The sequence below is a fragment of the Rhodopila globiformis genome (genome assembly GCF_002937115.1).
In the GTDB taxonomy this organism is placed as follows: Bacteria; Pseudomonadota; Alphaproteobacteria; order Acetobacterales; family Acetobacteraceae; genus Rhodopila; species Rhodopila globiformis.
The window spans coordinates 28,223-50,909 of record NZ_NHRY01000219.1 but is presented as its reverse complement, the minus strand read 5'-3'; the positions used below and the strand labels follow the sequence as shown (position 1 = coordinate 50,909).

At 67.9% G+C, this 22,687-nt stretch carries 22 protein-coding genes; 7 read left to right on the top strand and 15 right to left on the bottom strand.

Annotation, left to right across the window (positions count from 1 at the left end):
• The first annotated feature begins 697 nt into the window (after window positions 1–697).
• The gene (gene rsmG / locus CCS01_RS20780) at window positions 698–1,321 is read left to right on the top strand and encodes a 16S rRNA (guanine(527)-N(7))-methyltransferase RsmG (RefSeq protein WP_104520675.1); all 624 of its coding nucleotides are present in this window, start codon (window positions 698–700) and stop codon (window positions 1,319–1,321) included.
• Between the two features lie 112 nt (window positions 1,322–1,433).
• Here the strand turns inward: rsmG and CCS01_RS20775 are convergent, their stop codons facing one another.
• Window positions 1,434–3,095 carry a GMC oxidoreductase gene (locus CCS01_RS20775; protein ID WP_104520674.1) on the bottom strand — a complete coding sequence of 554 codons (1,662 nt, stop codon included), beginning with the start codon at window positions 3,093–3,095 and terminating at the stop codon, window positions 1,434–1,436.
• Window positions 3,096–3,426: 331 nt separating this feature from the next.
• On the opposite strand from CCS01_RS20775, the gene pdxR reads away from it, so the two are divergent.
• Window positions 3,427–4,824, top strand: coding sequence for a MocR-like pyridoxine biosynthesis transcription factor PdxR (gene pdxR, locus CCS01_RS20770; protein ID WP_104520673.1), 1,398 nt, complete (start codon window positions 3,427–3,429; stop codon window positions 4,822–4,824).
• Between the two features lie 32 nt (window positions 4,825–4,856).
• On the opposite strand, the gene CCS01_RS20765 is transcribed toward pdxR, so the two are convergent.
• On the bottom strand, window positions 4,857–5,549 hold the full coding sequence (locus CCS01_RS20765; RefSeq protein ID WP_104520672.1) for an SDR family NAD(P)-dependent oxidoreductase: 693 nt from the start codon (window positions 5,547–5,549) through the stop codon (window positions 4,857–4,859).
• 1 nt (window position 5,550) lies between these two features.
• Window positions 5,551–6,297, bottom strand: a complete 747-nt coding sequence (locus tag CCS01_RS20760; protein ID WP_104520671.1) for an SDR family oxidoreductase — start codon at window positions 6,295–6,297, stop codon at window positions 5,551–5,553.
• An 824-nt stretch (window positions 6,298–7,121) separates the two neighbouring features.
• Here CCS01_RS20760 and CCS01_RS20750 point away from each other — a divergent pair.
• The 3 genes from CCS01_RS20750 (at window position 7,122) to CCS01_RS20740 (ending at window position 10,283) form a co-directional block, all read left to right on the top strand.
• Window positions 7,122–8,759: a 3-(methylthio)propionyl-CoA ligase gene (locus CCS01_RS20750; protein WP_104520698.1), complete on the top strand. Its 1,638-nt coding sequence runs from the start codon at window positions 7,122–7,124 to the stop codon at window positions 8,757–8,759.
• A 1-nt stretch (window position 8,760) separates the two neighbouring features.
• Window positions 8,761–9,420: a thiamine phosphate synthase gene (locus tag CCS01_RS20745; protein ID WP_239992332.1), complete on the top strand. Its 660-nt coding sequence runs from the start codon at window positions 8,761–8,763 to the stop codon at window positions 9,418–9,420.
• Between the two features lie 305 nt (window positions 9,421–9,725).
• Entirely contained in the window at window positions 9,726–10,283 is a 558-nt protein-coding gene (locus CCS01_RS20740) for a DUF3576 domain-containing protein (protein WP_104520669.1), read from the top strand.
• Between the two features lie 218 nt (window positions 10,284–10,501).
• Here CCS01_RS20740 and CCS01_RS20735 read toward each other — a convergent pair whose 3' ends face one another.
• The 10 genes from CCS01_RS20735 to CCS01_RS20690 all read right to left on the bottom strand — a co-directional run bounded on the left by CCS01_RS20735 (window position 10,502) and on the right by CCS01_RS20690 (window position 18,255).
• Entirely contained in the window at window positions 10,502–10,879 is a 378-nt protein-coding gene (locus CCS01_RS20735) for a histidine triad nucleotide-binding protein (protein WP_104520668.1), read from the bottom strand.
• Window positions 10,880–11,002: 123 nt separating this feature from the next.
• On the bottom strand, window positions 11,003–11,464 hold the full coding sequence (locus CCS01_RS20730) for a phosphoribosyl-ATP diphosphatase (protein WP_104520667.1): 462 nt from the start codon (window positions 11,462–11,464) through the stop codon (window positions 11,003–11,005).
• Between the two features lie 2 nt (window positions 11,465–11,466).
• The gene (hisF, locus tag CCS01_RS20725; protein ID WP_104520666.1) at window positions 11,467–12,237 is read right to left on the bottom strand and encodes an imidazole glycerol phosphate synthase subunit HisF; all 771 of its coding nucleotides are present in this window, start codon (window positions 12,235–12,237) and stop codon (window positions 11,467–11,469) included.
• Window positions 12,238–12,405: 168 nt separating this feature from the next.
• A complete protein-coding gene (hisA, locus tag CCS01_RS20720) occupies window positions 12,406–13,143 on the bottom strand; it encodes a 1-(5-phosphoribosyl)-5-[(5-phosphoribosylamino)methylideneamino]imidazole-4-carboxamide isomerase (RefSeq protein WP_104520665.1) in 738 nt (245 codons plus the stop codon).
• Window positions 13,140–13,706 carry a GNAT family N-acetyltransferase gene (locus CCS01_RS20715; RefSeq protein ID WP_104520664.1) on the bottom strand — a complete coding sequence of 189 codons (567 nt, stop codon included), beginning with the start codon at window positions 13,704–13,706 and terminating at the stop codon, window positions 13,140–13,142. Before CCS01_RS20715 ends, hisA begins: the two co-directional genes overlap by 4 nt.
• A 2-nt stretch (window positions 13,707–13,708) precedes the next feature.
• Window positions 13,709–14,344: an imidazole glycerol phosphate synthase subunit HisH gene (gene hisH, locus CCS01_RS20710; protein ID WP_104520663.1), complete on the bottom strand. Its 636-nt coding sequence runs from the start codon at window positions 14,342–14,344 to the stop codon at window positions 13,709–13,711.
• Complete coding sequence (locus CCS01_RS20705; protein ID WP_158258515.1) at window positions 14,344–14,715, bottom strand: DUF2628 domain-containing protein; 372 nt, start codon at window positions 14,713–14,715, stop codon at window positions 14,344–14,346. The genes hisH and CCS01_RS20705 overlap by 1 nt, the downstream gene beginning before the upstream one ends.
• Window positions 14,712–15,302 (bottom strand): imidazoleglycerol-phosphate dehydratase HisB, encoded by a 591-nt coding sequence (gene hisB, locus CCS01_RS20700; protein WP_104520661.1) that lies wholly within the window; start codon window positions 15,300–15,302, stop codon window positions 14,712–14,714. The genes CCS01_RS20705 and hisB overlap by 4 nt, the downstream gene beginning before the upstream one ends.
• Window positions 15,303–16,185: 883 nt before the next feature.
• Complete coding sequence (locus tag CCS01_RS20695; protein WP_204848377.1) at window positions 16,186–17,430, bottom strand: glycosyltransferase family 2 protein; 1,245 nt, start codon at window positions 17,428–17,430, stop codon at window positions 16,186–16,188.
• Between the two features lie 375 nt (window positions 17,431–17,805).
• The gene (locus tag CCS01_RS20690; protein ID WP_204848376.1) at window positions 17,806–18,255 is read right to left on the bottom strand and encodes a glycosyltransferase; all 450 of its coding nucleotides are present in this window, start codon (window positions 18,253–18,255) and stop codon (window positions 17,806–17,808) included.
• A gap of 688 nt (window positions 18,256–18,943) precedes the next feature.
• Between CCS01_RS20690 and CCS01_RS20685 the strand changes: the two genes are divergently transcribed.
• The gene (locus CCS01_RS20685) at window positions 18,944–20,320 is read left to right on the top strand and encodes a hypothetical protein (RefSeq protein ID WP_146101872.1); all 1,377 of its coding nucleotides are present in this window, start codon (window positions 18,944–18,946) and stop codon (window positions 20,318–20,320) included.
• A 437-nt stretch (window positions 20,321–20,757) separates the two neighbouring features.
• On the opposite strand, the gene CCS01_RS20680 is transcribed toward CCS01_RS20685, so the two are convergent.
• The gene (locus tag CCS01_RS20680; protein ID WP_104520659.1) at window positions 20,758–21,102 is read right to left on the bottom strand and encodes a Lin0512 family protein; all 345 of its coding nucleotides are present in this window, start codon (window positions 21,100–21,102) and stop codon (window positions 20,758–20,760) included.
• A 14-nt stretch (window positions 21,103–21,116) separates the two neighbouring features.
• Window positions 21,117–21,458 (bottom strand): Lin0512 family protein, encoded by a 342-nt coding sequence (locus tag CCS01_RS20675; RefSeq protein ID WP_104520658.1) that lies wholly within the window; start codon window positions 21,456–21,458, stop codon window positions 21,117–21,119.
• A gap of 113 nt (window positions 21,459–21,571) precedes the next feature.
• Here CCS01_RS20675 and CCS01_RS20670 point away from each other — a divergent pair, with 113 nt between their 5' ends.
• Window positions 21,572–22,666, top strand: a complete 1,095-nt coding sequence (locus CCS01_RS20670; protein ID WP_104520657.1) for an LLM class flavin-dependent oxidoreductase — start codon at window positions 21,572–21,574, stop codon at window positions 22,664–22,666.
• The last annotated feature ends 21 nt before the right edge of the window (window positions 22,667–22,687 follow it).

Below are 22,687 nucleotides of genomic sequence, written 5' to 3'. Positions count from 1 at the left end.
TGTCGCGACCAGGCACAGGGGCCAGCGGAACAGGGGCTTCTCCCTCCTGCCATCACCGGCGCGCGGATTGCATTGCGCCAGGAGGTAGGATACCCCCCTATGCCATGATGCACACGATCCGCGAAAGCAGAAGCGCCTCGCCCGCGTCCGCCACTTGCGCGGCCTGGTCGAAGCGATCGAGCGCGGCCTGGAAACCGGCGCCTGCGGCGACTCCCGGCGCTGTCGCCCACCTCCTATGAAAATGCGGTCCCACAGGCGCCAGTGGCAGGGCGGAGCCAGGTCGTCTCTCTATCGTCATGGCCGGGCTTGTCCCGGCCATCTATCCCCAACCGTCGAAGCGCGGATGGCCGGGACACGCCCTACGGCATGCACGCATCTCGGAAACAACCGCCGGGCCGCGTCGCGGTGGCGTGCCCCCCGCGCGCACATCTGGCGTGGGGCGTCGTGCCGACCGGGATGGGGCGGGGGCGGGTCTGCCACCGCAATCAAGCGAACACCGTGTTCGCTTGATTGCGGTCGGTGAAACCAGCACCGGCCATGACGGTATTGAGCCACGGCTGCAGCGGATCGTTTCCGGAATCTGTGCATCCGGTAGGGACACGCCCGGCTATGACGAGGGGGCGACGGACCTCACCCATTTTCCGCCATCGCGGCGCTGGTGCCGCCGGTTGGCCAACTCCGTGGAGGTGCTGACGCCGTGACCCTCACCGATGCCGAGGCGCGGCTGCAGGCCTTCACCGCCCTGCTGCGGCGCTGGAACAGCACGCTCAACCTGATCGCCCCCCGCGACGTTGATGTCCTGTGGGAGCGGCATATTGCGGACTCGCTGCAACTGGTGCCGCTGATGCCGCCCGGCGTGGCGCGCGGGATCGACCTGGGCTCCGGCGGTGGTTTCCCCGGCCTTGTGCTGGCGATCGCCACCGGGGTGCCGTTCGACCTGATCGAGTCCGACCGCCGCAAGGCCTCGTTCCTGCGCACCGCGGTGCTGGAGACACAGGCGCCGGCCAGCGTGCACTGTTGCCGGATCGAGCAGGCCGCGGTGCCGCCGGCCCCCCTGGTGACTGTCCGAGCGCTCGCCCCCTTGCCCCGGCTGTTGCCGATGGTGGCGCGCCTGCTGGCCGCGGATGGCACCTGCCTGCTGCTGAAGGGCGCGAAGGTGCAGGAGGAACTGGAAGCGGCCGGACGCGACTGGGCGATGACGGTGGAGCGGACCCCAAGCCGGACCAGCGCCGACGGGGTGGTGCTGCGGCTGGCCAACCTGCGCCCGCAGCCGGAGCAAGGTCCGGGGCAGGCCGGGCCGATGCCGGGCGAGGCGCCGTAGGTATCGGAACAACGGATCAGGCGTGGTGCTGGCGCTGTGCGCAGGCCAATATCGCCGGGCCACGCCAGCTTCCTCAGCCATCGGCCGTTTTCGGTCGGCAGGACGGCCGGGATCAGTCGGCGTCAACGAGGTCGGTATTTCTCCCGATGCCGACTTCCGGAATTATGCGCGCAAGATACGACGCCTTGATGTGGTTCGCCAGCCGCAGCGCCAGCGCCACGATGGTGATTGTCGGCATGTCGGCGCCGCAGGTCGGGAACACCGAGCTGCCCGCGATGTAGAGGTTCTCGATCCCATGCACGCGGCAATGCCGATCCACCACGCCGCGCCGCGGATCGTCGGCCATGCGCGCGGTGCCCATGTGATGCCAGCAGCCACGCAGCGTATCGGGCCAGGGCTCGTCGTCGGCCGGCGCCTCGACCGTGACGGATCCGGCGTCGGTGTGCCGCAGGTCGTCGTCCAGGATTTCCTGCGTGCGCCGGATGGTGCGCTTCTCCATCTCGCCCAGCCGCCATTCGACCTTCACGCGCGGCATCCCCAGCCGGTCGCGGCCGTGGCCCAGCGTGACCCGGCTGTCCGGCAGCGGCGTCGGTTCCACCACGGTTTCCAGTGAGAAGCCGCGCGCGAGGAACGGCAACCGGAACTTGAGTCCGGCCGCCAGCACCGCCACACTCGGCAACTGTTTGGCAATGTTGACGAGGTCCGCCCGGGACCGCTCCCGCAACGAGCCGGCCCCGTGCAGGAACTGGCGGATATGGCTGACCGCGACGTAGCTGGCGGGATCGTCGCCGACGTAGCGCGAGACCGTATAGCACCGTGTATTGCCAAGGCGTTCGGCGCGCTGGACATCGGCGGTCAGGCCGAAATAGCCGGCGATCTTGACGCCCTGGGACATAACCCCGCCCGGCAGGGTCACATGCAGGTCGTAGATCGTGCTGTTGGCGGCCGGGTTGCGGAATCGAATCGTGCCGCTGCGCAACCGGGGGTGGTCCATGAAGTAACGACCGACCAGATCGTTCTGGTTGCCGATGCCGGCCCGCTGGTAGCGGTTCGACGCCAGCAGCAGGCGCGGCGTCTCGATCCCGCCGACGGCCAGCACGTAGGTGCGGGCGGTCACCTTGAACGTGACTCCGGCCAGGGTCCGGACCCGCACCGCGGACACCCGGGCGCCGCTGCCGGGCGCCTCGATTTCGGTGACGTTGGCGTTCAGGTAGGTAACGATATTTCTTGAATGCATCATATCGGCGCGGTAGTGGCGCCCGAATCGCGTTGGCGGGCTGAGCTGGCAGATGAGATTCATCGCCCGGTCGCCCGGCAGCGGCGCAAGACGCGCATCCGGCCGGCCGATCCAGTTCTCCCACCGGGTCGCGTCGTATTCGAACGGCCCGAGCTGCAGCAGCGCATGCGCCTGCCGATAGTACGGCATCAACTCGGCCCGGCCGATCGGCCAGCCGCTGTTCGGCACCCAGTCCCGCGACTCGAAGTCCTGCGGGTCGAGCGGACGGCAGAACCCGCCCCAGCAGTTCGAGCTGCCGCCGAAATAGCGGGATCGCGCCTGGTCCAGATCCTCGTAGTGGAGCCCGACGTTGTCGCCCTTGTAAAGCGCCTGGGCGGCCCGGTCGCGCCTGAGCTTGCCGGCTTCGAGCAGGACCACGCGGAACGGCTGGCCGTCGAATTCCCGCGCCAGGCTGATTCCGGCCGGCCCCGCACCAATAATGCAGATGTCAGTTTCCAGAGTGATGCCACGCGGGACATCATTGGCATTGACGATCAAGCCGGGTGCTTTCTGAACAAGGGGGAATAGTATCGATATTCATGCGTAGTGCGCGGATCAGAATCGTTGCAAATAACATTGTCAGTAGCAGGCCGTCGCGACGCGGCCGGAAATCGCCGGTGCGGACTGCCCTGTTGTGACGGCTGCCGTGGGGGCCGATCAGCAAGCAGAATTCGTGCCAGGTGATGCGTTTCAGGTGCCGGGTGGGGCACGGTGAACCCGGGCGTATGGCGCCGGCGCTGGAACAGCCGCCTTCGTTTCAGACTCGCCTGCAAGCGCCTTTGGTGGCATAGCAATCCGTGCCAAAACCAGGCGAACTGACTGGGCCAAGATGCTGGACTTCACCCTCGATCCCGCCGGTTCCGAACCAATCTTCCTGCAGATCGCGGCGCGGGTGCGGTCTGCCATTGCCGCCGGCGAGATCGCGCCCGGGGCGCGGTTGCCCTCCACGCGGGCCCTGGCGGCGCGGCTTTCGGTCGCGCGCGGCACGGTGGATGCCGCCTATGCGGCGCTGGCCGGCGAAGGCGCGGTCCTGACGCGCGGCTCGATCGGCACGGTCGTTTCCGGCGCGGTGGGCGCCCGGCCGGGGCCGGTGGGCCACACGCCGTTCATGTTCGGCGCCATACCCGCCAGCGATGCAACGCCGCCGCTGCCGTTCCGCGTGGGATTGCCGGCGCTGGACGCATTCCCGCAAAGACTGTGGTCCAACCTGACAACACACGCCGTTCGAGGGTTTCAGGCCGCCGATCTCGCGGGATCCGAGACCGCTGGGGTGCTGGCGCTGCGGCAGGCTGTGGCGTCCTATCTCGGCGCCGCCCGCGGCATCGCCTGCGCGCCCGGGCAGGTGTTGGTCACCGCGGGCTACCAGGGGGCGCTGACGCTGGTGCGTCACGTCCTGGTCCGCGCCGGCGATCCGGTCTGGCTCGAGGACCCGGGCTACCACCTGTGCCGCCAGGCGCTGGAGACCGCCGGCGCGCGGGTGGTGCCGGTGCGGGTGGACCAGGACGGGCTGCGGGTGGCCGCGGGCGTCGCCGCCGCGCCGCGGGCGAAGCTGGCCGTCGTCACGCCGACGCATCACTGCCCGACCGGCGTGGCGATGTCCCTGCCGCGGCGGCTGGAACTGCTGGCCTGGGCGGCGGAGGCCGGGTCATGGATCCTGGAAGACGACTATGACAGCGAGTTCCGCTACAGCGGGCGCCCGCTGCCGTCGCTGAAGAGCCTGGATCGCGGCGAGCGGGTGCTGTACGCGGGCAGTTTCAGCAAGACGCTGTTCCCGGCGCTGCGCCTCGGCTACCTGGTGGTGCCGGCGGAACTGGCGGCGGCGTTCCTGCGTGCCGCCCGGCTGACCTCCCTGGCGCTGCCGGCGCTGGAGCAGACGGTCGCCGCCGCCTTCATGCGCAAGGGCCATTTCACCCGCCACATCCGCCGGATGCGCCACCTCTACGCCGATCGGCGGCGGGCCCTGGCGGCGGCGCTGCAGACGGTGTTCGGCGAACGCATCCGGTTGGAGCCGGCGGCCGGCGGGCTGCACCTGCTGGCGCGGTTCCCCGGCGCGGCCGACGACACCGAACTGGTCCGGCGCGCGGCCGCCGCCGGACTGGCGCCATCGGCCCTGTCGCCGCTGGCCCTGGCGCATGACTGCGGGCACGGCCTGCTGCTGGGGTTCGCCAATATCGCGGCAGAGGAAGCGGAGGCGACCGCCGCCCGGCTGGCCGGCGCCATCGGCTGAAAGACGTTCAGCCAGGCCATGCCGGCAGGCCGCTAGAACTTCTCCACCCAGGGCCGCAGTTCCACCTCCCACGTCCAGGCGCTGCGTGGCTGGTTCGCCACCTGCCAATAGGTCTCGGCGATCGCGTCCGGGTCCAGCGTGCTGTCGGGGCTGTCCTGCGGATCGGGCCGGGTCGCGCTGCGGATCGAGCCGTCGATGACGAAATGCGCCACGTGCACCCCCTGCGGCGCCAGCTCCCGCGCCAGGGCCGAGGCCAGGCCGCGCAACGCGAACTTGCCCATCGCGAATGCCGAGGAGTTCGGATAGCCCTTCACGCTGGCCGAGGCCCCGGTCAGCAGGATCACGCCGGAGCCGCGTGACACCATGTGCCGCGCCGCCTGCTGCGCCACCAGGAACCCGCCATAGGCGCTGACCGCGATCGCCCGCGCCACCTGGGACGGATCGATCCCGGTCACCGGGCCGTGGGCGCGCGCGCTGGCGTTGTAGACGACGATGTCGGGCACGCCCTGGGTGGCGAGAACCACGTCGAACAGGGCGGCGACCTCTTCAGGTTCGGTCGCCTCGCAGGCGAAGGTGGTGCCGGCGGTTTCCTCGGCCAGCTTCGCCAGCTTGTCCGGGTTGCGGGCGGCCATCGCCACCTGCAGCCCGTGCTTCGCGAACAGCCGCGCCAGCGAGGCGCTCAGCCCCGGGCCAACACCGACAATCAATGCGGTTTTCAGATCCATCTCAACGCCCTCCGGAAATCGGCACGATGACGCCGGTAATATACGACGCTTCCGGCGACAGCAGCCACAGCACCGCGGTGGCGACTTCCTCGACGCTGCCGACGCGGGCCATCGGCACGCCGCCCACCAGCTTGTTCAGCCGGTCCGGCAGGCCGGCGCGGGCGTGCAGGTCGGTCTGGATCAGGCCGGGGCTGACCGCGTTCACCCGGATGCCGCGCGTCGCCAGTTCCTTGGCCGCGCCGACGGTCAGGCTGTCCAGCGCGCCTTTCGAGGCGGCGTAGTGGATCCATTCGCCGGCCCCGCCCAGCTCGGCGGCGCGTGACGAAATGTTGACGATGGCGCCGCCCTTCCCGCCGCGGTCGGTCGCCATGCGCGCCACGGCCTCGCGGATCATCAGGAACGGCGCGCGGACGTTCACCGCCAGCACGGTGTCGAGGATCGCGGTGGTCACCGTGTCGATCCGGCCCATCGGCCCCGGCGTGCCGGCGTTGTTGACCAGCGCGGTCAGCGGCCCGAAGGTTTCGTCCACCGTGCGGTACAGCGCCAGGATCGACGCCTCGTCCGCCATCTCGGCGCGCACCGCGATCGCCGTGCCGCCGGCGGCCTTGATGTCGGCCACGACCGCGTCGGCCATCGCCTGGTTCGACTGGTAGGTCAGCGCCACCTTGTAGCCGCGCGCGGCGGCAAGGCGAGCCACCGCGGCGCCGATGCCCTGGCTGCCGCCGGTCACGATCATAACGTCCTGCATGCGCGGTTTCCTCCCCGTGTTGGACATGGACAGCCGATGATGGATCGTCCCGCGGCAAACGCGAACCCGCGGTGCCCACCACCTCGCTGCCGCGGTTGGAGAAGGAGTTGGCGCCAGGTCCATTGCCTTATCGTCATGGCCGCGACACGCCCTACCGCATGCACAGAACCTGGAAACAACCGCCGAGCCAGGCGCTCGCCCGATGCCTGGGAACGTTGCCGCCTTGTCGCCGCGCCGATGCGCGTTTGGCGGACAGGCAACCGGCCGAGGATGCGCAGGGCCGCCTCGCCGTCGTGTGACCCGCACGCATCTGGCGAGGGGCGTGGTGCCGACCGGGATGGGGCTGGGGCGGGTTTGCCACCGCAATCAAGCGGACACGGAGTTCCACGGTGTTCGCACGGAGTTGCGCAGAGTCTTCCAGGGCGGCCGCAGCATGATCGCCTCCTTGGCGGCGTCCGATCATTTGATGCGCTTCGTGCGACGCGCATGATCAACGTTCTCTGCGGAACTCCGTGCCAACACCGTGCAACTCCGTGTTCGCTTGATTGCCGTCGGTGAAACCAGCACCGGCGATGACAGTATGAGCCCACGGCTGCAGCGGATCGTTCCCGGACTCTGTGCATCCGGTAGGGACACGCCCGGCCATGACGATGGGGAGACGACCTTGCTCCGCTGGATCCTCTATCCTGATGGCCATGGCCCGCCAGCCTACCTTCCCGTTTCACTCCGGAATGGATTATCGTCACCACCGGCCCGAACAGGCGTTGCAGGCGGACCGAAGCCCTTGATCCGGCGCAGCGAACAACAACCAGGAGGCAATGGCCATGCTCGGCTTGATGCAGTCGCACAGCCTGATGATTTCCGCGATCCTGACCCATGCGGCACGGCATCACGGGACCGGCGAGGTGATCTCGCGCACCCACGAGAACACCGCCCACCGCTATACCTGGGCCGATGTCGAGTGCCGCTCCCGCCGGCTGGTGCGCGCCCTGCAGCGCCTGGGCGTCGGCCGCGAGGACCGCGTCGGGACCCTGGCCTGGAACGGCTATCGCCACCTGGAGGTGTACTACGCGGCACCGGGCATGGAGGCGATCTGCCACACCATCAACCCGCGCCTGCATCCCGACGACATCGCCTACATCATCAACCACGCGCAGGACAAAGTCCTGTTCGTCGACGTCACCTTCGCCCCGCTGGTCAGCCTGATCGCGCCGAAGATCGCCGACTGCGTCAAGACAGTCGTCATCCTGGCCGATCCCGCCGCCATGCCGGAGGTGACGCTGGCGCCGGGCATGACGCTCGCCTGCTACGAGCAGCTTATGGACGCGGCTGACGAGGACTACGCCTGGCCGACCTTCGACGAGAATACTGCCAGCGCGCTGTGCTACACCTCGGGCACCACCGGGCGGCCGAAGGGCGTGCTATACAGTCACCGCTCGACCTGGCTGCACGCTTATGCCATCGCGTTGCCGGACGTGCTGGATATCCGCAGCACCAGCCGCGTTCTGCCGGTGGTGCCGATGTTCCACGTCAACGCCTGGGGCATCCCGTATGCCGCGGCGCTGACCGGGTCCGCGCTGGTGCTGCCCGGGCGGCACCTGGACGGCGCCTCGATGGCCAACCTGCTGAACACCGAGCGGGTCACCTTCACCTCCGGCGTGCCGACGGTCTGGCTCGGCCTGCTGCAGCACCTGCGCGCCAGCGGCGAGCGGCTGGAGACGGTGACGCGCATCATGACCGGCGGCTCGGCCGCGCCGCCGCTGCTGATCGAGGCGTTCCGCGACGAATACGGCGTGCAGGTCGAGCACGGCTGGGGCATGACCGAGCTTAGCCCGGTCGGCACCTTCAACGCCCCGAAGCTGCCGCAGCTCAGCCTGTCGGACGCCGAGGCGACGCGCCACATGCTGAAGCAGGGCCGCATCCTGCCCGGCATCGACATGAAGATCGTCGACGGCGAGGGCAAGGAACTGCCCTGGGACGGCGTCGCGTTCGGCGACCTGAAGGTGCGCGGCCCGTGGATCGCCAGCGCCTATTACGGCGACCAGCCTGGCAGCGCGCTGGACCAGGACGGCTGGTTCGCCACCGGCGACGTGGCGACGATCGACCCGGACGGGTTCATGGAGATCACCGACCGGTCGAAGGACGTGATCAAGTCGGGCGGCGAGTGGATCAGCTCGATCACGCTGGAGAACATCGCCGTGTCGCATCCCGACGTCGCCGAGGCGGCGGTGGTGGCCGCGACGCACCCGAAATGGGACGAGCGCCCGCTGCTGCTGGTGGTGCCGCGGCCGGGGCGGACGGTCGATCCCGCCTCGGTGCTGGCGATCTATGAAGGCAAGGTCGCCAAGTGGTGGCTGCCGGACGAGGTGATCGTGGTGCCGGACCTGCCGCACACCGCCACCGGCAAGCTGCAGAAGACAGCGCTGCGGGCCCGCTACAAGGATCACTACCTGAAGCCATAGCGTGGACCGGAAACTGCTTGCCTGGGGCCTGCGGCCGGGGCCCGGCGCCGCGGGCGGCGTGATGCGCCGCCGGGACGAACGCCGGTTGCTGCGGCACGACCGGACGACCCGGGGCACGCTGTCCCGGCTGCCCCGTCTCTGGCTGTTTACCGACGATCGGCGCCTGCCCGATCCGCGCGCCGCGGTGGCGCGGATCTGCCGCGCCCGCCGCCTGCTGCTGGTGGTGGCAGGCGATGCGCGGCTGGCGGCTGCGCTGGGGGCGGGCGTGCACCTGCGTGGCGGACGCTGGCCGGGGCCGCTCCGGCCGCGCGGGGTGGTGACCAGTTCGGCGCATTCCGTCGCCGAGATGCGCCGGGCCGCGCGCGCCGGCGCGCTGCTGGCGTTCCTGTCGCCGGCGTTCCCCACCGCCAGCCACCCGGGCGCGCCGGGCCTGGGGCCGCTGCGCTGGGGGACGATGGCGCGGCGGCTGCCCTCGGGTGGGACCGGGATGCGCCTGGGTGCGCTCGGCGGCGTGGACGGCGCTTCCATATGGCGGCTGCCGGCCGGTTGCTGCCGGGCCGCAGGGGCGATTACCGCGCTGTCGCCCGAAAATAACCCGCGGCCGCAACAGCCTCGACACAGCGCGGCCATGCCGGCCGGAACCATTCGTTCCCCGTCATGACACGGCTTGTCCGCATGGGCGCTGACTTGACGGGCTGGTGGCACGGCCGTTGCCACAACGTCATGGTGGGCCTGCGCCCGCCATGACGCTGAAGGAACGCCGTCGTCCCGTCCCAACCGACCTGCGGTTTGCTGTCGCTTAGCGCTTGTGTGGCCCCTTATGTGGCCCCTCCAGGCGATGACGAGGAAGAAGCACGCCCGGCCAGCCACCGGTGGCGGGCTGCACAATGGCGATTGCTGACCGGCCGTGGCGGCGTTAAAGACTGCGCCTCCCGACAGATCGAGAACCAAAGGCAAGCCAACGCGATGCGTTCCACCTCGTTCAGCACCCGTCTCTTTCCCGCGGCCGTGCTGGCCGTGCTGGCAGTCGCGGCGTGCTCCTCCGATTCCGCCAAGTCCACCCCGACCCCGCCGGGCTTCGCGAGCGTTGGCAGCGGCTCGGCAAGTGCGCCGTCGGCCCAGGCCATGGGCGGCGATGGCAGCGGCGTCACCTTCGGCAAGGACAGCAGCGACCAGGACAGCGCCGGCCCGGGTACCGGCGTCGGCGTCAACGCCTTCCTGTGGCGCGGCGCCCTGGATACAATCGCCTTCATGCCGCTGGCCTCGGCCGATCCGTTCGGCGGCGTCATCATCACCGACTGGTATACCCCGCCCGGCACCACCGGGGAGCGGTTCAAGGCGACGATCTACATCCTCAGCCGCGAGCTGCGCAGCGACGGCGTGCGGGTGAAGATCTTCCGCCAGGTGCTGCAGAACGGCCAGTGGGTCGATTCGCCGGTGTCGGACCAGACCGTCGGCGACATCGAGAACAAGGTCCTGGCCCGCGCCCGCCGCATGCGGGAGCAGATGCAGGCCAGCAGCTGAGGCAATCCCGGCACCGCGATGGCGGAACACGCGAGCGGCCCTTGCCTCTGCCGTGAAAATGCGGTTCCGGACGCCGGCCGTCATGACGGGGTGGCACCGGCCTCGTCCATTTTCCGTCATCGCGGCGTCGCCGGCTGGCTACAGCAGACCGCAGGTAAGTTGGGACGCATGAGACGGCCTGCGGTCTGCTGTGGAAAGACTGTTTCGCTCCGCGCCGCTCAGCCCGGGATCATCCGCCCCAGCGGACGGCCGCCGAACAGGTGGACGTGGAAGTGCGGCACCTCCTGCCCGCTGTGCTCGCCCATGTTGGCCAGCATCCGGTAGCCCGGCGCTTCCAGGCCCAGGTCCTTCGCCACCGTCCCGACCGTCCGGAAGAACCCGGCGATGTCCGCCTCAGGCGCCGTGGCGGCGAAATCGGCGAACGAGCAGTAGGGGCCCTTCGGAATCACCAGCACATGCACCGGCGCCTGCGGGTTGATGTCGTGGAACGCCAGGGCGAACTCGTTCTCGAACACCTTCCGGCACGGGATCTCGCCACGCAGGATGCGCGCGAAGATGTTCTGCGAATCGTAGGGCGGCAGGCCGCTGACCGGCATGATGGCGTCTCCTGAAGCGTGGCACCGCAACGGTTCTACGACGGTTGCCGCCGTCAGGCCAGATGGGGACGTCCCAATGGGGAGGCCCGGATGGGCAGGCCCGGGCGGGAATGACGCGGCGGTTCAGGGCAGCTTCGACGTCCCGAATTTCAGCGCCGCGGCCGGCTTCGCCCGCGCCGCTTTCTCGGCAATGCCGCTGATCCCTTCCCGGCGCGCCAGCTCGGTCCAGACCTCGGTTGCGGTGACGCCGGACGAAACCCACAGGACGATCAGGTGATACAGCACGTCGGCGCTTTCCGCGACCAGGGCGTCATGGTTGCCGGCCACCGCCTCGATCAGGCACTCGACCGCTTCCTCGCCGAACTTCTGCGCCACCTTGGCCACGCCGCGCGACAGCAGCCGGGCCGAGTGGCTGGCCTCGGGATCCCCGTCGCGCCGGCTCTCGACCACGGCGAACAGCCGATCGAGCACGTCGATGCCGGCGGCGTGCGGCGGCGGCGGCAGGATGCGTGCCTTCTTCGCCTTCGCCGGCTTGGCCGCCTTGGGCAGGCGCGGCGCCGCCTTCTTCTTGTCGGTCTTGGCCATGGTCAGGCAGCCTTGCGGGTCAGGCGCACCGGCAGCCCGGCATCCGCCAGCGCCTGTTTCACCTGAGCAATCGTGAACGTGCCGAAGTGGAACACCGAGGCGGCCAGCAATCCCGTGGCCCCCGCCCGCGCCCCTTCGACGAAATGCGCCAGGGTGCCGACGCCGCCCGAGGCCACCACCGGCACCCGCACCGCACCGCATGCCGCGCGCAGCAGGTCCAGGTCGAACCCGGCGCCGGTGCCGTCACGGTCCATGCTGGTCAGCAGGATCTCGCCCGCGCCCAGCGACACCACCTGCTGGCACCAGGCGATCGCATCAATGCCGGTGGGACGCCGTCCGCCGTGGGTGAACACCTCCCACTTGCCAGGCGCGCTCTGCTTGGCGTCCACCGCCACCACGACGCACTGGCTGCCGAATTTCGTCGCCGCCTCCCGCACCAGGTCCGGGCGGGCCACGGCGGCGGAGTTGACGCTGCACTTGTCGGTTCCGGCGAGCAGCAAACGGCGCATGTCCTCGATCGAGCGGATGCCGCCGCCGACGGTCAAAGGCAGGAAGACGCGCGCGGCGGTCCGGGAGACAACATCCAGGATGGTGTCCCGGTTCTCGTGGCTGGCGGTAATGTCAAGAAACGTCAGTTCGTCGGCGCCGGCGGCATCATAGACCGCCGCCTGCTCCACCGGGTCGCCGGCGTCGCGCAGGGAGACGAAGTTCACGCCCTTGACGACGCGGCCGTCCTTTACGTCCAGACAAGGAATGACGCGAAGTTTCAACATAGCCGCGCTTTAGAAGACGCGATGGTCGCGGATGCAAGGACAATATCCACAGCGCCGCCGTGCACATGCACATATGGCCCGATCAAACACCGGGTCATCCGCGTCTATGTCAGGCAGACCTCGCTCCTCCGATCCGCTTATCCTGATACGCATGGCATCATCCACCCCTCAACCGGCGAACAGCGCCAGCGCCTCGGCCGGATTCACCCGTCCGTCATACAACGCCCGGCCGACGATCACGCCTTCGATTCGCGTCCCCGCCGCCGCCTGCCTCAGCGCCGCCAGGTCAGCCAGCGAGCCGACCCCGCCCGAGGCGATCACCGGCGTGGTCAGCCGGGCGGACAGGGCAACGGTCTGCTCCAGGTTCAGCCCGCTCAGCATGCCGTCGCGGCCGATGTCGGTATAGATGATCGCCGACACGCCGGCGTCCTCGAAGCGCAGACCAAGATCCGCCGCCGGCATGGCCGAGGATTCCGCCCAGCCTTCCGTGGCGACGAAGCCGTCGCGCGCGTCGATGCCGACGGCGATACGGCCCGGGAAGGCCTTGCAGGCGTCCAGCACCAGCGCCGGATTCTTTGCCGCGGCGCTGCCCAGGATGACGCGGCTGACACCAGCCTCCAGCCAGGCGGCGATGCCTGCCAGGTCGCGGATGCCCCCGCCAAGCTGCACCGGCAGCCGCACCGCCTCCAGGATCGCATGCACCGCCGCGGCGTTCACCGGCCGCCCGGCGAAGGCGCCGTTCAGGTCGACGACATGCAGCCAGAGGAAGCCGGCATCGCGCCATGCCCGCGCCTGCGCCCCCGGGTCGTCGGCATACACCGTCGCCTGGTCCATCTCTCCGCGCCGCAGCCGTACGCATTGCCCGTCCTTGAGGTCGATGGCCGGGTAGATCGTCAGTGTCGTCATTGGCCGCCGCCGTTTTTCCGCGGCCGCAGCCGCTTGTAGTAGAAGAAGCCCGTGACCGACTGGCCGCGGACGAGGGCATACTCAGGATGCTCGCCCCAGCGGACGTAGCCCATCGACTGGTACAGCCGGATCGCCGCCGTCTGGGTCTCCCGCACGTCCAGGTTCATGATGTGGTAGCCGAGCTCGCGGGCCCGGTCCTCCACCGCCTTGGTCAGCTTGCGGGCCAGGCCGTGGCCGCGGGCATAGGGCGCGACATAGGCGTGCATCAGGCTGGCGGCGAAGGCCTGCGCCTCGTTGTTGCGCGGCGGGCGGACCAGGATGGCGGAGCCGACGATGTCGCCGTTCAGCCGGGCGACGAACAGTTCCCGCTCGGGCACCAGCAGGACGCCGCGGAAATAGGTTTCCAGCGCGCGGCGGCCGGGCGGGTTGACCCAGCCGAAGCCGCCGCCGTCGATGATGGCGGCGTCGGTGGCCTCGCACAGCGTGTCCATGTCGTGGTCGTTGAATTCCTTCACCCGTTCGACGAACAGGTCGGGTGCGGGCTTGTCGGGGGACTCCACCATGGTCAGGGCGTCCAGCGCAGGAAGTTGCTCAGCAGCCGGATGCCGACATCCTGGCTCTTTTCCACATGGAACTGGGTACCGGCGCGGTTGCCGGCGACGACGATGGCCGCGACCGTGCCGCCGTAGTCGGTGGTGGCGATCGTCTCCGCCGGCGCGCCGCCGGTCAGGGCGTAGCTATGCACGAAATACACGTGGTCGTCCGGCGCCAGCCCGTCCAGCAGCGGGTGCGAACCGGGGACGAACTGCAGGCCGTTCCAGCCCATCTGCGGCAGGCGCAGGCCGGGCGCCGGCATCTCGGCCACGTCGCCCTTGATCCAGCCGAATCCGGGGGTGACGTGATGCTCCAGCCCGCGCTCGGCCATCAGTTGCATGCCGACGCAGATGCCCAGGAACGGCGTGCCGCCGGCGGTCGCGGTTTCGATCGCGTCGCGCATGCCCGGCACGGCGGCGAGGCCGGCGGCGCAATCGGCGAACGCCCCCTGGCCCGGCAGCACGATCCGGTCCGCGGCGGCGACCACCGCCGGATCGGCCGTGACCGCGACGGTCGCCGCGATCCCGGCCCGTTCCGCCGCCAGCGCCAGCGCGCGCGAGGCCGAGGCGAGGTTGCCGCTGCCGTAGTCAACGACGGCGATGCGCATCACGCGACTCCCGGCCGGAAGTGGTGCACGAGGTCCGGGCGGTGCTCCAGCAGCCGCATCCAGGCTTCCTCGGCGTTGCGGCCGGCGAGGATATGCACCAGGACATAGCCTCGGTGCTCCAACGCCCAGGAGCGCAGGTCATTGCCGATCAGGCCGAGGATCAGCGCGAGGCCCAGGGTCAGGACGGTGGCGGCCGGCTCCGGCGCCAGGGCGGCGATGAACACATAGGCGGCGAAGCTGAGCGCGGCGGCGACCCAGGCGCGGTGCGCGGCGAGCCACAGCGGGCCGAGGATCAGCGCGCCCCAGGAGAAGCCCTCGGTGACCAGGACGGGCTCGGCGTCCCCCTTGAAATGCGCGCCGTAGAGTCTCACAGCGCCCCCTTGGTCGACGGAATTGCGTCGCCGATGCGGGAGTCGGACTCCACCGCCATGCGCAGGGCGCGGGCGGTGGCCTTGAAGCAGGCCTCGGCGACATGGTGGGCGTTGTGGCCGGCGCGGCGGGTCACGTGCAGGGTGACCATCGCGTTGAACGCCAGGGCGCGGAAGAATTCCTCGAACAACTCGGTATCCATGTCGCCTATTTTAGGCCGTTCGAAGCTGACGTTCCAGGCCAGGAAAGGTCGGCCGGAGATGTCCACCGCGGCCTCGGCCAGGGTTTCGTCCATCGGGATCAACGCATGACCGAAGCGGCGGATGCCGCGCTTGGCGCCTAACGCCTGGTTGAAGGCGGCGCCCAGGACGATGCCGACGTCCTCCGTCGTATGATGGAAGTCGATGTGCAGGTCGCCGCGGGCGCGGATGGTCAGGTCGAACAGGCCGTGCCGGGCGACCGCGGTCAGCATGTGGTCGAGGAAGCCGATGCCGGTGGCGATGTCCGCCGCCCCTGTTCCGTCCAGGTTCAGGGTCAGGGCAATGTCGGTTTCCGAGGTCGTCCGGGTGATCGTCGCGATGCGGGCCATGATGAGCGCCTCCCTACAGCGGCCCGCACGGGCGGTCCAGCGGAAGTGCGCGAGGGGGCTTGGGGCGGGCACGGCACGGACCCCGCCGGCAGCGGCCGCTGCCGCGTCATGGCCCGTGCGTGTCCCTCATAGGCGCCAACTTGAGCGGCCGGCCGTTGTTGCATACCGCCCCGTCGTCATGGCGGCCGCAGGGCCGCCATCCACGCCTTGCGGTGCTGATATCGGCAAAAGGCGTGAATGGTGGGCCTGCGCCCACCATGACGGGGCAGCAACGGCCGTGCCACTGGCCGCCTAAGTTACAGCAGACCGCAGGTTAGTTGGGACGCAGACGGCCTGTCTTCATCGTCATGGCCCGGCTTGTCCGGGCCACCTATTCCAGCACGTGTGCCGCGACAGGTGGCCCGGACAAGCCGGGCCATGACGAGTGAGGTGCACCGTCGCCCTGTCCCAACCGACCTGCGGTTTGCTGTAGCGCCTATGCGTGCGTGTCCCTGGGGATGCCCCCCGGAAACAGCCGCTCAACGGGCGTCCTGCCGACCGGGATGGGGCAGGGGGCCACCCCAATCAAGCGAACGCGGGGTTCGTACGGCGTTGCGCTGAGTCTTCCCGAGCACCGCCGTGCGGGACTACGCCGCCCGCCGGTGCTCGGCCGATCGGCTGTGCTGGCGGAGGCTGATGGGGAAGGCAACGACAGGTGGAACAGCCGCCGCAGCTCCCGCCGGCCACGGGAAGCCGTGTCCAGTGCCAAGCCGCTCGTCAGGGCCAGGACGGACAACAGGGCCAGGCGGGCCGACTGCTCGACGACCTCCCGGGCGGGTGCTCCCTCCACCGGCGGACCGCGCCGTTGAGGCGCGGTGCGGAATGCGGGCTGAAACCAGCCCCGTCAAAGGCCGTGCGTGTCCTCCTGCACTATTGGCAGTCCGCCTCTGTCCGCCTGGATACCGAGTAGGTTGAAGAAAAATGAGCCATAGATCAATTGAAACGCCAGCAAAATGGCCGTTCCGGATGGAATCACCACACGCATCATCTGTTCAGGAGCGAGTGAGCCGAACCCAGTGCTTTCCCATGCAATCACTGCGCTGACGCCTGCGCCTACCCCCAGAAGCAGCAGCGCTCCAGCCGCCAACAAGCAGTGTTCGAGAGTGAACCAGCGCAGAAAGCGGTCGAAGCGAGGATCTTCCCGAGGAACGATACCTTCCCGCATGCCATAGAGTTTTGCGCACACCCAAAACAAGACCGCTTGAAAGCCAATCACGATTGCAAGCGATGAATAATAGATTGTGTGAATGTCAAACTGCACATGACCCACCTCGCGCGGACCCGCGAGCAACAAAGCCATTAACAGCAGTCCTAACCCGAACATCGCCGCTCCAGGATAGAGAAACAACCAGCGTGGCGAAAACAAAAGCAAGAACCGCAGGTGCCGCCAGCCGTCCCTCCAGCTGCGCAGATGTGGCGGGCGCGAGCGCCCATCGGGCCATAGTATGATAGGAACCTCGGTTATTCGCAGCTGCTGAATGGACGCCTTGACGACCATTTCGCTTGCGAATTCCATTCCTGGCGCCTGCAGGCCGAGCGCAAGAATGGCCGCCCGATCGAAGCCGCGTAGACCGCAGTGGAAGTCACTGCAGGGGCTCTTGAAGAAGGTGCGTCCGATCGTGCTGAGCACGGGGTTGCCGAGATAACGATGCAGCGGTGGCATCGCACCGGGATGGATGCCGCCTTTGAATCGATTGCCCATGACCAACTGCCAGCCTTCGCGAAGCTTGGTAACGAAAGCCCCCAGTTCGCTGAAGTCGTAGCTGTCGTCGCTGTCACCCATGATCACGTAGCGGCCACGAGCCGCCCGGATGCCGCCGATCAAAGCACTGCCATATCCTTTGACCGGGATCGCTACGACCCGAGCCCCAGCGTCTTCCGCGAGCTGCTGCGAGCCGTCGGTGCTGCCGTTGTCGGCGATGATCACCTCGCCGTTGATGCCTTCCCGTTGAAGAAAGGCCTTTGCTTTTCGAATGCATTGTACGAGGGTTTCCCGCTCGTTCAGGCAGGGCATGACGATGGACAGTTCGCACTCGATCTGCGCAGAGGTGCGGTCGAGCGTCGCATTCATTTCGGTCGTATACATCATCCCTGGATCCTGTTGAGTGTTGCCGAAACTCGCCTTGAACCACGGCCGGCATCGGCATGAGGCAGATCACGCGACTCTGACGGCGTACGGGGGCTTGGAAATAAGTCCGGCTGGCGTTGAGAGGATGCCGGCTGTGCGTGACAATCCGGCGAGGCGCCTATCGGGCGTGGCTGTCCAGTGCGTATATGCAATGACTCTGCCGGGTTGGCCAGGCCGCCCCGTTGCACTTGACGTCGAACTGGCAATCGCGTTCCGGCGGCCGGGAGTCCATCAGATCCGGAGGCGCGGGTTTCCAACCAGGCCCCTCCGTTGCTGTATGTTGAAATCATGACCAAGTGGGGCCAGGCAAGTCGATGCGAACCATTCTGCCAACGCTCAATCTGTCAAAGTCCCTGTGCAGAGGTGCCGGGGGCCACGCCGGCAGACGTCGCCCGCCTCATATGGTTGATCATTTGTAACTATATCGAAATTCTGGTTGACCAGCCTGTCTGTCACGTCGGAGATCGCAAAGGGATCGCAGGTGCTGTCGCCATCGACCAGCACGAAAATGTCAGCCACGATATCCGCAAACATGTGGCGGACGACGTGACCCTTGCCCTGCAGGGGCACTGTCCGCACAACCGCGCGCAAAGCATGTATCGCAGCCCGCGTATCATCCCTGAAGTTGTTGTCATAGGCATAGACTGTGCAGTCCGGCTGGATGTCCTGGACGTCTCTTGCAACTTTTCCGATGGGGGCTTCTTCGTTGCAGTACGGAATCAGAATTGCGATCTCACCACCCGGGCGTCGTGGCGAATCCGATCGGCCGTCCATGCTGGCGCGCATAAGCGCCTCCCGATAAAAAACACCGCCGCATGATAGTTACGACGACTGACCGGCATTATCGTCATGACAATTGTTGGAAGCGTCGCTTCTGCATCGCCGTTTGCCGGTGTATCACCGTTTATTGACGCCACTTGCCACGCAGACCCCCAGTATATAGCACCGGATCGGCCTGCGGCGTCATCACGCGACCGGCATCGAACGGAATAAGGCGGCAGACAAAACTTGTTGATGAAAGCAGGCTTGCAGCGGCGGCCGCGCCCACCTGGCGAGTGATGCATGGTGCATGGCAGGTTGCCGGCGCCAGTCGGGGCACGCCCGCAACTGGAGTTGAACAACAGCCATTGTTCCAGTCGAACGCAACGACCAGGGTTGGCGTGTCACATCAACCGGCTTCGAGACTGACCGCTGCCTTGCCGTCATGGCCGGGCCACGGCGCACAGGTGCCGGCACCCAACGGTCAAACGCCTGGCTGGTTGGGATCACCCGGCAGAGACCATCACCCGCGCTATCGGACAAATCACCGCGACCCGGGCTGTTAAACCTGTCGGATTGGCGCCACGATGCACGTCCTCAATGAAAGCATCCGGCAGTCAGGAATCATGATGTGAACGATACTATATCGCGATGCGACTCGCCCGTCAGCTCGCCCGTCAGCTCGCCGGCGCGAGCACACAGCTTTGTTGCTGCCGTGCAACTTGCGATCAGCATGCTGTTCCTGTGCCTGCCCGCGCTGGTCAACCGCGCGCCGATGGTCTTTCCCGATACCCGCGCCTATTTCCTGGGCGGGCATGCGGCGGTCGAGAAGGTCCTCGCGCTCTTCGCCCGCCACACGGGCAACGGCGGCGACGCGGCCCTTCAGTCGACGATACAGAATGCCCGTGGCGTCCGCTCGGCATTCTATTCGCTCTTCACCTATATCCCGACGATCCTGGCTTCGACCTGGCTGGTGATCCTGCTGCAGGCGGTCATCGTCGCCTTGCTGCTGCGGCTGACGTTCGCCCTCGCAAGGCCCGGCGAGGATGGCTGGCGCACGACCGGACGCATCATTCTCCTGGCCCTGGCGACAACCGTGTCCTGGGCAACCAGCTACATCATGCCGGACATCTTCACCGGCGTCATGGCGCTGGCGATCATCCTGACGTTTGTCTACTGGCAGCAATTGTCGCGTGTGACGGCATGGCTGCTGTTTGCCGCCATCGCCGGTGGCGTGGTGATGCACATGATCAACCTGCCGGTGGCGCTGGGGCTTCTGCTTGCCGGTTGCTTCCTGCGGCGGCGTGAGCTCTGGCGCTACCGCTACGCCGCCACCTCGGTCGCCGGCGCCGTGGTGGTCGGCGTCGCGGCGATGCTGGTCGTCGGCGTGGTCGGATTCAAGCAATGGACCCTGGCGCCACAGGCACCGCCGTTCCTGACCGCCCGCTCCATCGTGGACGGCCCGGGCAAGCTCTACCTGCGGGAACACTGCCCGGCCGTGGGGCTGGCGATGTGCCGGCATCTCGATACGCTCGACGAGAGCAACACCGACTTCCTGTGGGGGCCGGACGGTGCTTACTCACGCATGTCGCCTGAGGAGCGGGCACAGGTGAGGGCGGAAGACAAACGCCTGTTCATCGCCGCGGCGCGCGAACACCTGCCGATGCAGCTATCAGCCATGCTGCGGCACGCCGCGACGCAACTGGTCTTGTTCGGCGTGAATGAGTACCTGATCCCGTCCTGGGCCGAACACACCGCGGATGACATGACGATCCACGAGCAATCCGAAACAACCTGGCACACCGTGGCAAGCGTCGTCGTGTATCTCGTTGTCGCCGCGGCACTGGGCTGGATGATCCTGAACTGGCGGCGCCTGACGCCTTCGCAGAGGCAGTTCTGTATCCTGGCCGGGGCGGCCGTGCTGCTGGAGGCCGCGGCGGGCGGCATTTCCGAGCCGACCCCGCGCTACGAGGCCCGGGTCATCTGGCTGCTGCCCCTGGCCGCCCTGGTGTCCTGGCCGCGTACCAAAAGTTCCAGGGAGACGGTCAAAATCGTGCCAGTTGAGGCGGGAGAGGTCGCATCATCCGCGTAACGGCCGGCGCAGGCCGCACAGGCGTTACCAGGAAGGCGGTCAAACGGCGGCCACCCGCCGATCGTCATGGCGGGCGCAGGCCCGGCGTCCACGCCCTGCGGTGCCGCTATCAGCAAAGCCGTGGATGGCGGCCCTGCGGCCGCCATGACGCTGAAGACGCCGTCGACTTGTCCCGACACACCTGCGGCCCGCTCCTCTGGCGGCGTCGCGGCAGGGTAGGCAATGTTCCACAGGCCAGGCCTTGCCCGGGACTGGCTTGTTGACACAGACCAAACGGCGACCCGCGGGCCCGGACGACGTAGGCGCGTCGCGCGAAGCGCAATATTTGCTTTCTTCGTTGCCCTCCGTGATTCTCCGCTGTTCTCCGTGTTGAAAAGCGGTAGAATCCACCGCTCCGTCCTGTCCCCTGCATAAGAACACAGGTCCGTCCACGCCTCTCACGGCAGCTCAAGCCGCACCGCGACCGCCGCAACCGCAACGACCGCATTGTCGCCACGCTCGGGATCGGCCACGTCCAGTCCGCCCTTGCGCGCCTTCACCGTAACGATACCATACGGCAGCGACGTCCGTACCGCTTCGGTATCCACCCTCTCCGGCTGCTGCACGCCGATGGTGACATCGACAAACATCTGTGTCTTCGCATCGATCCCAAGCGAGCGGATCATCATCAACGAGGAATGATGCAGCGCGTCCTGCACCGCCCGCAGCGCCGCCTTGGTGTAGTCGCCGCCGTGCAGGTCGTTGCCGGAGCCAAGCTCCAGGATCACCCGTTTGCGCGCCATGCTGCGTCCCCTTCCTATGCCACGTCCAGCCAGACCACGGCGGCGGCGCTGGCGACCAACGTGGAGTTCGTTCCGCCCTCGTTCGGGACCTCCAACCCGCCGTCCACCACCGTCACCGTCCCGGTGCCATGCGGCAGGACATCCAGCACCGCCTGCCGATCCACCTGTTCGGGGTGGGGCACGCCGATGGTGACCTCGACGCGCATCGCGTCGGTGTCCTGCCCAAGCGCCGAGGCAATCGTCAGCGAATTGTGCCACAGTGCGTCGCGCAGCGCCCGCACCGCGGCTTTCGTGGGCTCGGCGCCCCGGATGTCGGTGCCCATGCCGATTTCCAGCACCATGCGTTTCAGCGCCATGCCTGTCTCCTCCGTCGTTGCCGGCAGCTTACCCGCCCCGGTTCGCCGCCGCCAGATTTGCCGCCGGGCGGCGATCATGGGACGATAACGCCCGAACGAAACGGGAGGATGCCATGGACGTCGGCTTGCAGATGGTCTTCTCCAGCTACGGCTGGAACAACGTGCCGGACGAGCAGGTGTGGGACGAGGAAATCCGCCTGGCGCGCCTGGCTGCCGATTCCGGCTTCGACGTGCTGTGGTCGGTGGAACATCATTTCAATGATTATTCGTTCTGTCCGGACAACCTGCAGCTCATGGCCTATCTCGCGGCGGTGTGCCCGGACGTGGACCTGGGCACGGCCGCGGTGATCCTGCCGTGGCATGATCCGCTGCGCGTCGCCGAGCGCGCTATCGTCGTCGACCTGCTCAGCAAGGGGCGGCTGCGGCTCGGCATGGGCCGCGGCCTGGCGCGGCGGGAGTTCCACGCCTTCCGCGGCACGATGGATGAATCGCGCGAACGCTTCGACGAAGCCTCGGCGATGATCGTCTCGGCGCTGCGCACCGGATTCATCGAGGGCGACGGCCAATTCTACAAGCAGCCGCGCACCGAACTGCGCCCGCGACCGTACAAGCCGATTGACGGGCGGGTCTATGCGGTGGCCTCGTCGGATGATTCGGTCGTTTCCGCCGCGAAACTCAACGCCCGCATGGTGATGTTCGCCGACAGGCCGTGGCCGATGCGCATGCCGGCGATCCAGAAGCACCGCGACCTGGTGCGGCAACTGCACGGCGGGCCGGAACTGCCGCCGCTGCTGGCGGATTTCTGCATCTGCACGCCGACGATGGACGGCGCCGAGGACCTGGCGCGGCGCTACATGGGCAAGTTCGTCGAAAGCAATTTCTATCATTACGAACTGCTCGGCGAGCATTTCAGCTCGGTCAGGGGCTACGACGCCTACGCCCAGAAGATCGCCCTGGCGAAGGAAGTCGGCATGGACGGCATCGTTTCCGCCTTCCTGCAGGCCGCGGTGTGGGGCACGCCCGACCACATCCTGAAAATGTTCGAGGAACGCCGCGCCATCGTCGGCGATTTCGAGCTGGCAACGTCATTCCGTTTCGGCGGCACGCCGTATGACCTGGCGGAGAGCGGGCTGACGCTGTACGCGAAGGAGGTCCTGCCGGTGCTGCACGGCTGGAAGCAGGCGAAGACGGCGCAGGCGGCGGAATAGGCAGGCGGCCTGCGCCCGGCG

What these genes read in the sequence shown, in the direction of transcription:
- hisB (WP_104520661.1), bottom strand. Translation starts at nt 15,302, where the DNA reads ATGGCCCGCATCGCGACGATCACCCGGACGACCTCGGAAACCGACATT.
- CCS01_RS20730 (WP_104520667.1), bottom strand. Translation starts at nt 11,464, where the DNA reads ATGGCCAAGACCGACAAGAAGAAGGCGGCGCCGCGCCTGCCCAAGGCG.
- CCS01_RS20670 (WP_104520657.1), top strand. Translation starts at nt 21,572, where the DNA reads ATGGACGTCGGCTTGCAGATGGTCTTCTCCAGCTACGGCTGGAACAAC.
- hisF (WP_104520666.1), bottom strand. Translation starts at nt 12,237, where the DNA reads ATGTTGAAACTTCGCGTCATTCCTTGTCTGGACGTAAAGGACGGCCGC.
- CCS01_RS20675 (WP_104520658.1), bottom strand. Translation starts at nt 21,458, where the DNA reads ATGGCGCTGAAACGCATGGTGCTGGAAATCGGCATGGGCACCGACATC.
- CCS01_RS20715 (WP_104520664.1), bottom strand. Translation starts at nt 13,706, where the DNA reads ATGGTGGAGTCCCCCGACAAGCCCGCACCCGACCTGTTCGTCGAACGG.
- CCS01_RS20680 (WP_104520659.1), bottom strand. Translation starts at nt 21,102, where the DNA reads ATGGCGCGCAAACGGGTGATCCTGGAGCTTGGCTCCGGCAACGACCTG.
- hisA (WP_104520665.1), bottom strand. Translation starts at nt 13,143, where the DNA reads ATGACGACACTGACGATCTACCCGGCCATCGACCTCAAGGACGGGCAA.
- CCS01_RS20690 (WP_204848376.1), bottom strand. Translation starts at nt 18,255, where the DNA reads ATGCGCGCCAGCATGGACGGCCGATCGGATTCGCCACGACGCCCGGGT.
- CCS01_RS20740 (WP_104520669.1), top strand. Translation starts at nt 9,726, where the DNA reads ATGCGTTCCACCTCGTTCAGCACCCGTCTCTTTCCCGCGGCCGTGCTG.
- CCS01_RS20765 (WP_104520672.1), bottom strand. Translation starts at nt 5,549, where the DNA reads ATGGATCTGAAAACCGCATTGATTGTCGGTGTTGGCCCGGGGCTGAGC.
- CCS01_RS20750 (WP_104520698.1), top strand. Translation starts at nt 7,122, where the DNA reads ATGCTCGGCTTGATGCAGTCGCACAGCCTGATGATTTCCGCGATCCTG.
- hisH (WP_104520663.1), bottom strand. Translation starts at nt 14,344, where the DNA reads ATGCGCATCGCCGTCGTTGACTACGGCAGCGGCAACCTCGCCTCGGCC.
- CCS01_RS20735 (WP_104520668.1), bottom strand. Translation starts at nt 10,879, where the DNA reads ATGCCGGTCAGCGGCCTGCCGCCCTACGATTCGCAGAACATCTTCGCG.
- CCS01_RS20760 (WP_104520671.1), bottom strand. Translation starts at nt 6,297, where the DNA reads ATGCAGGACGTTATGATCGTGACCGGCGGCAGCCAGGGCATCGGCGCC.
- pdxR (WP_104520673.1), top strand. Translation starts at nt 3,427, where the DNA reads ATGCTGGACTTCACCCTCGATCCCGCCGGTTCCGAACCAATCTTCCTG.
- CCS01_RS20695 (WP_204848377.1), bottom strand. Translation starts at nt 17,430, where the DNA reads ATGATGTATACGACCGAAATGAATGCGACGCTCGACCGCACCTCTGCG.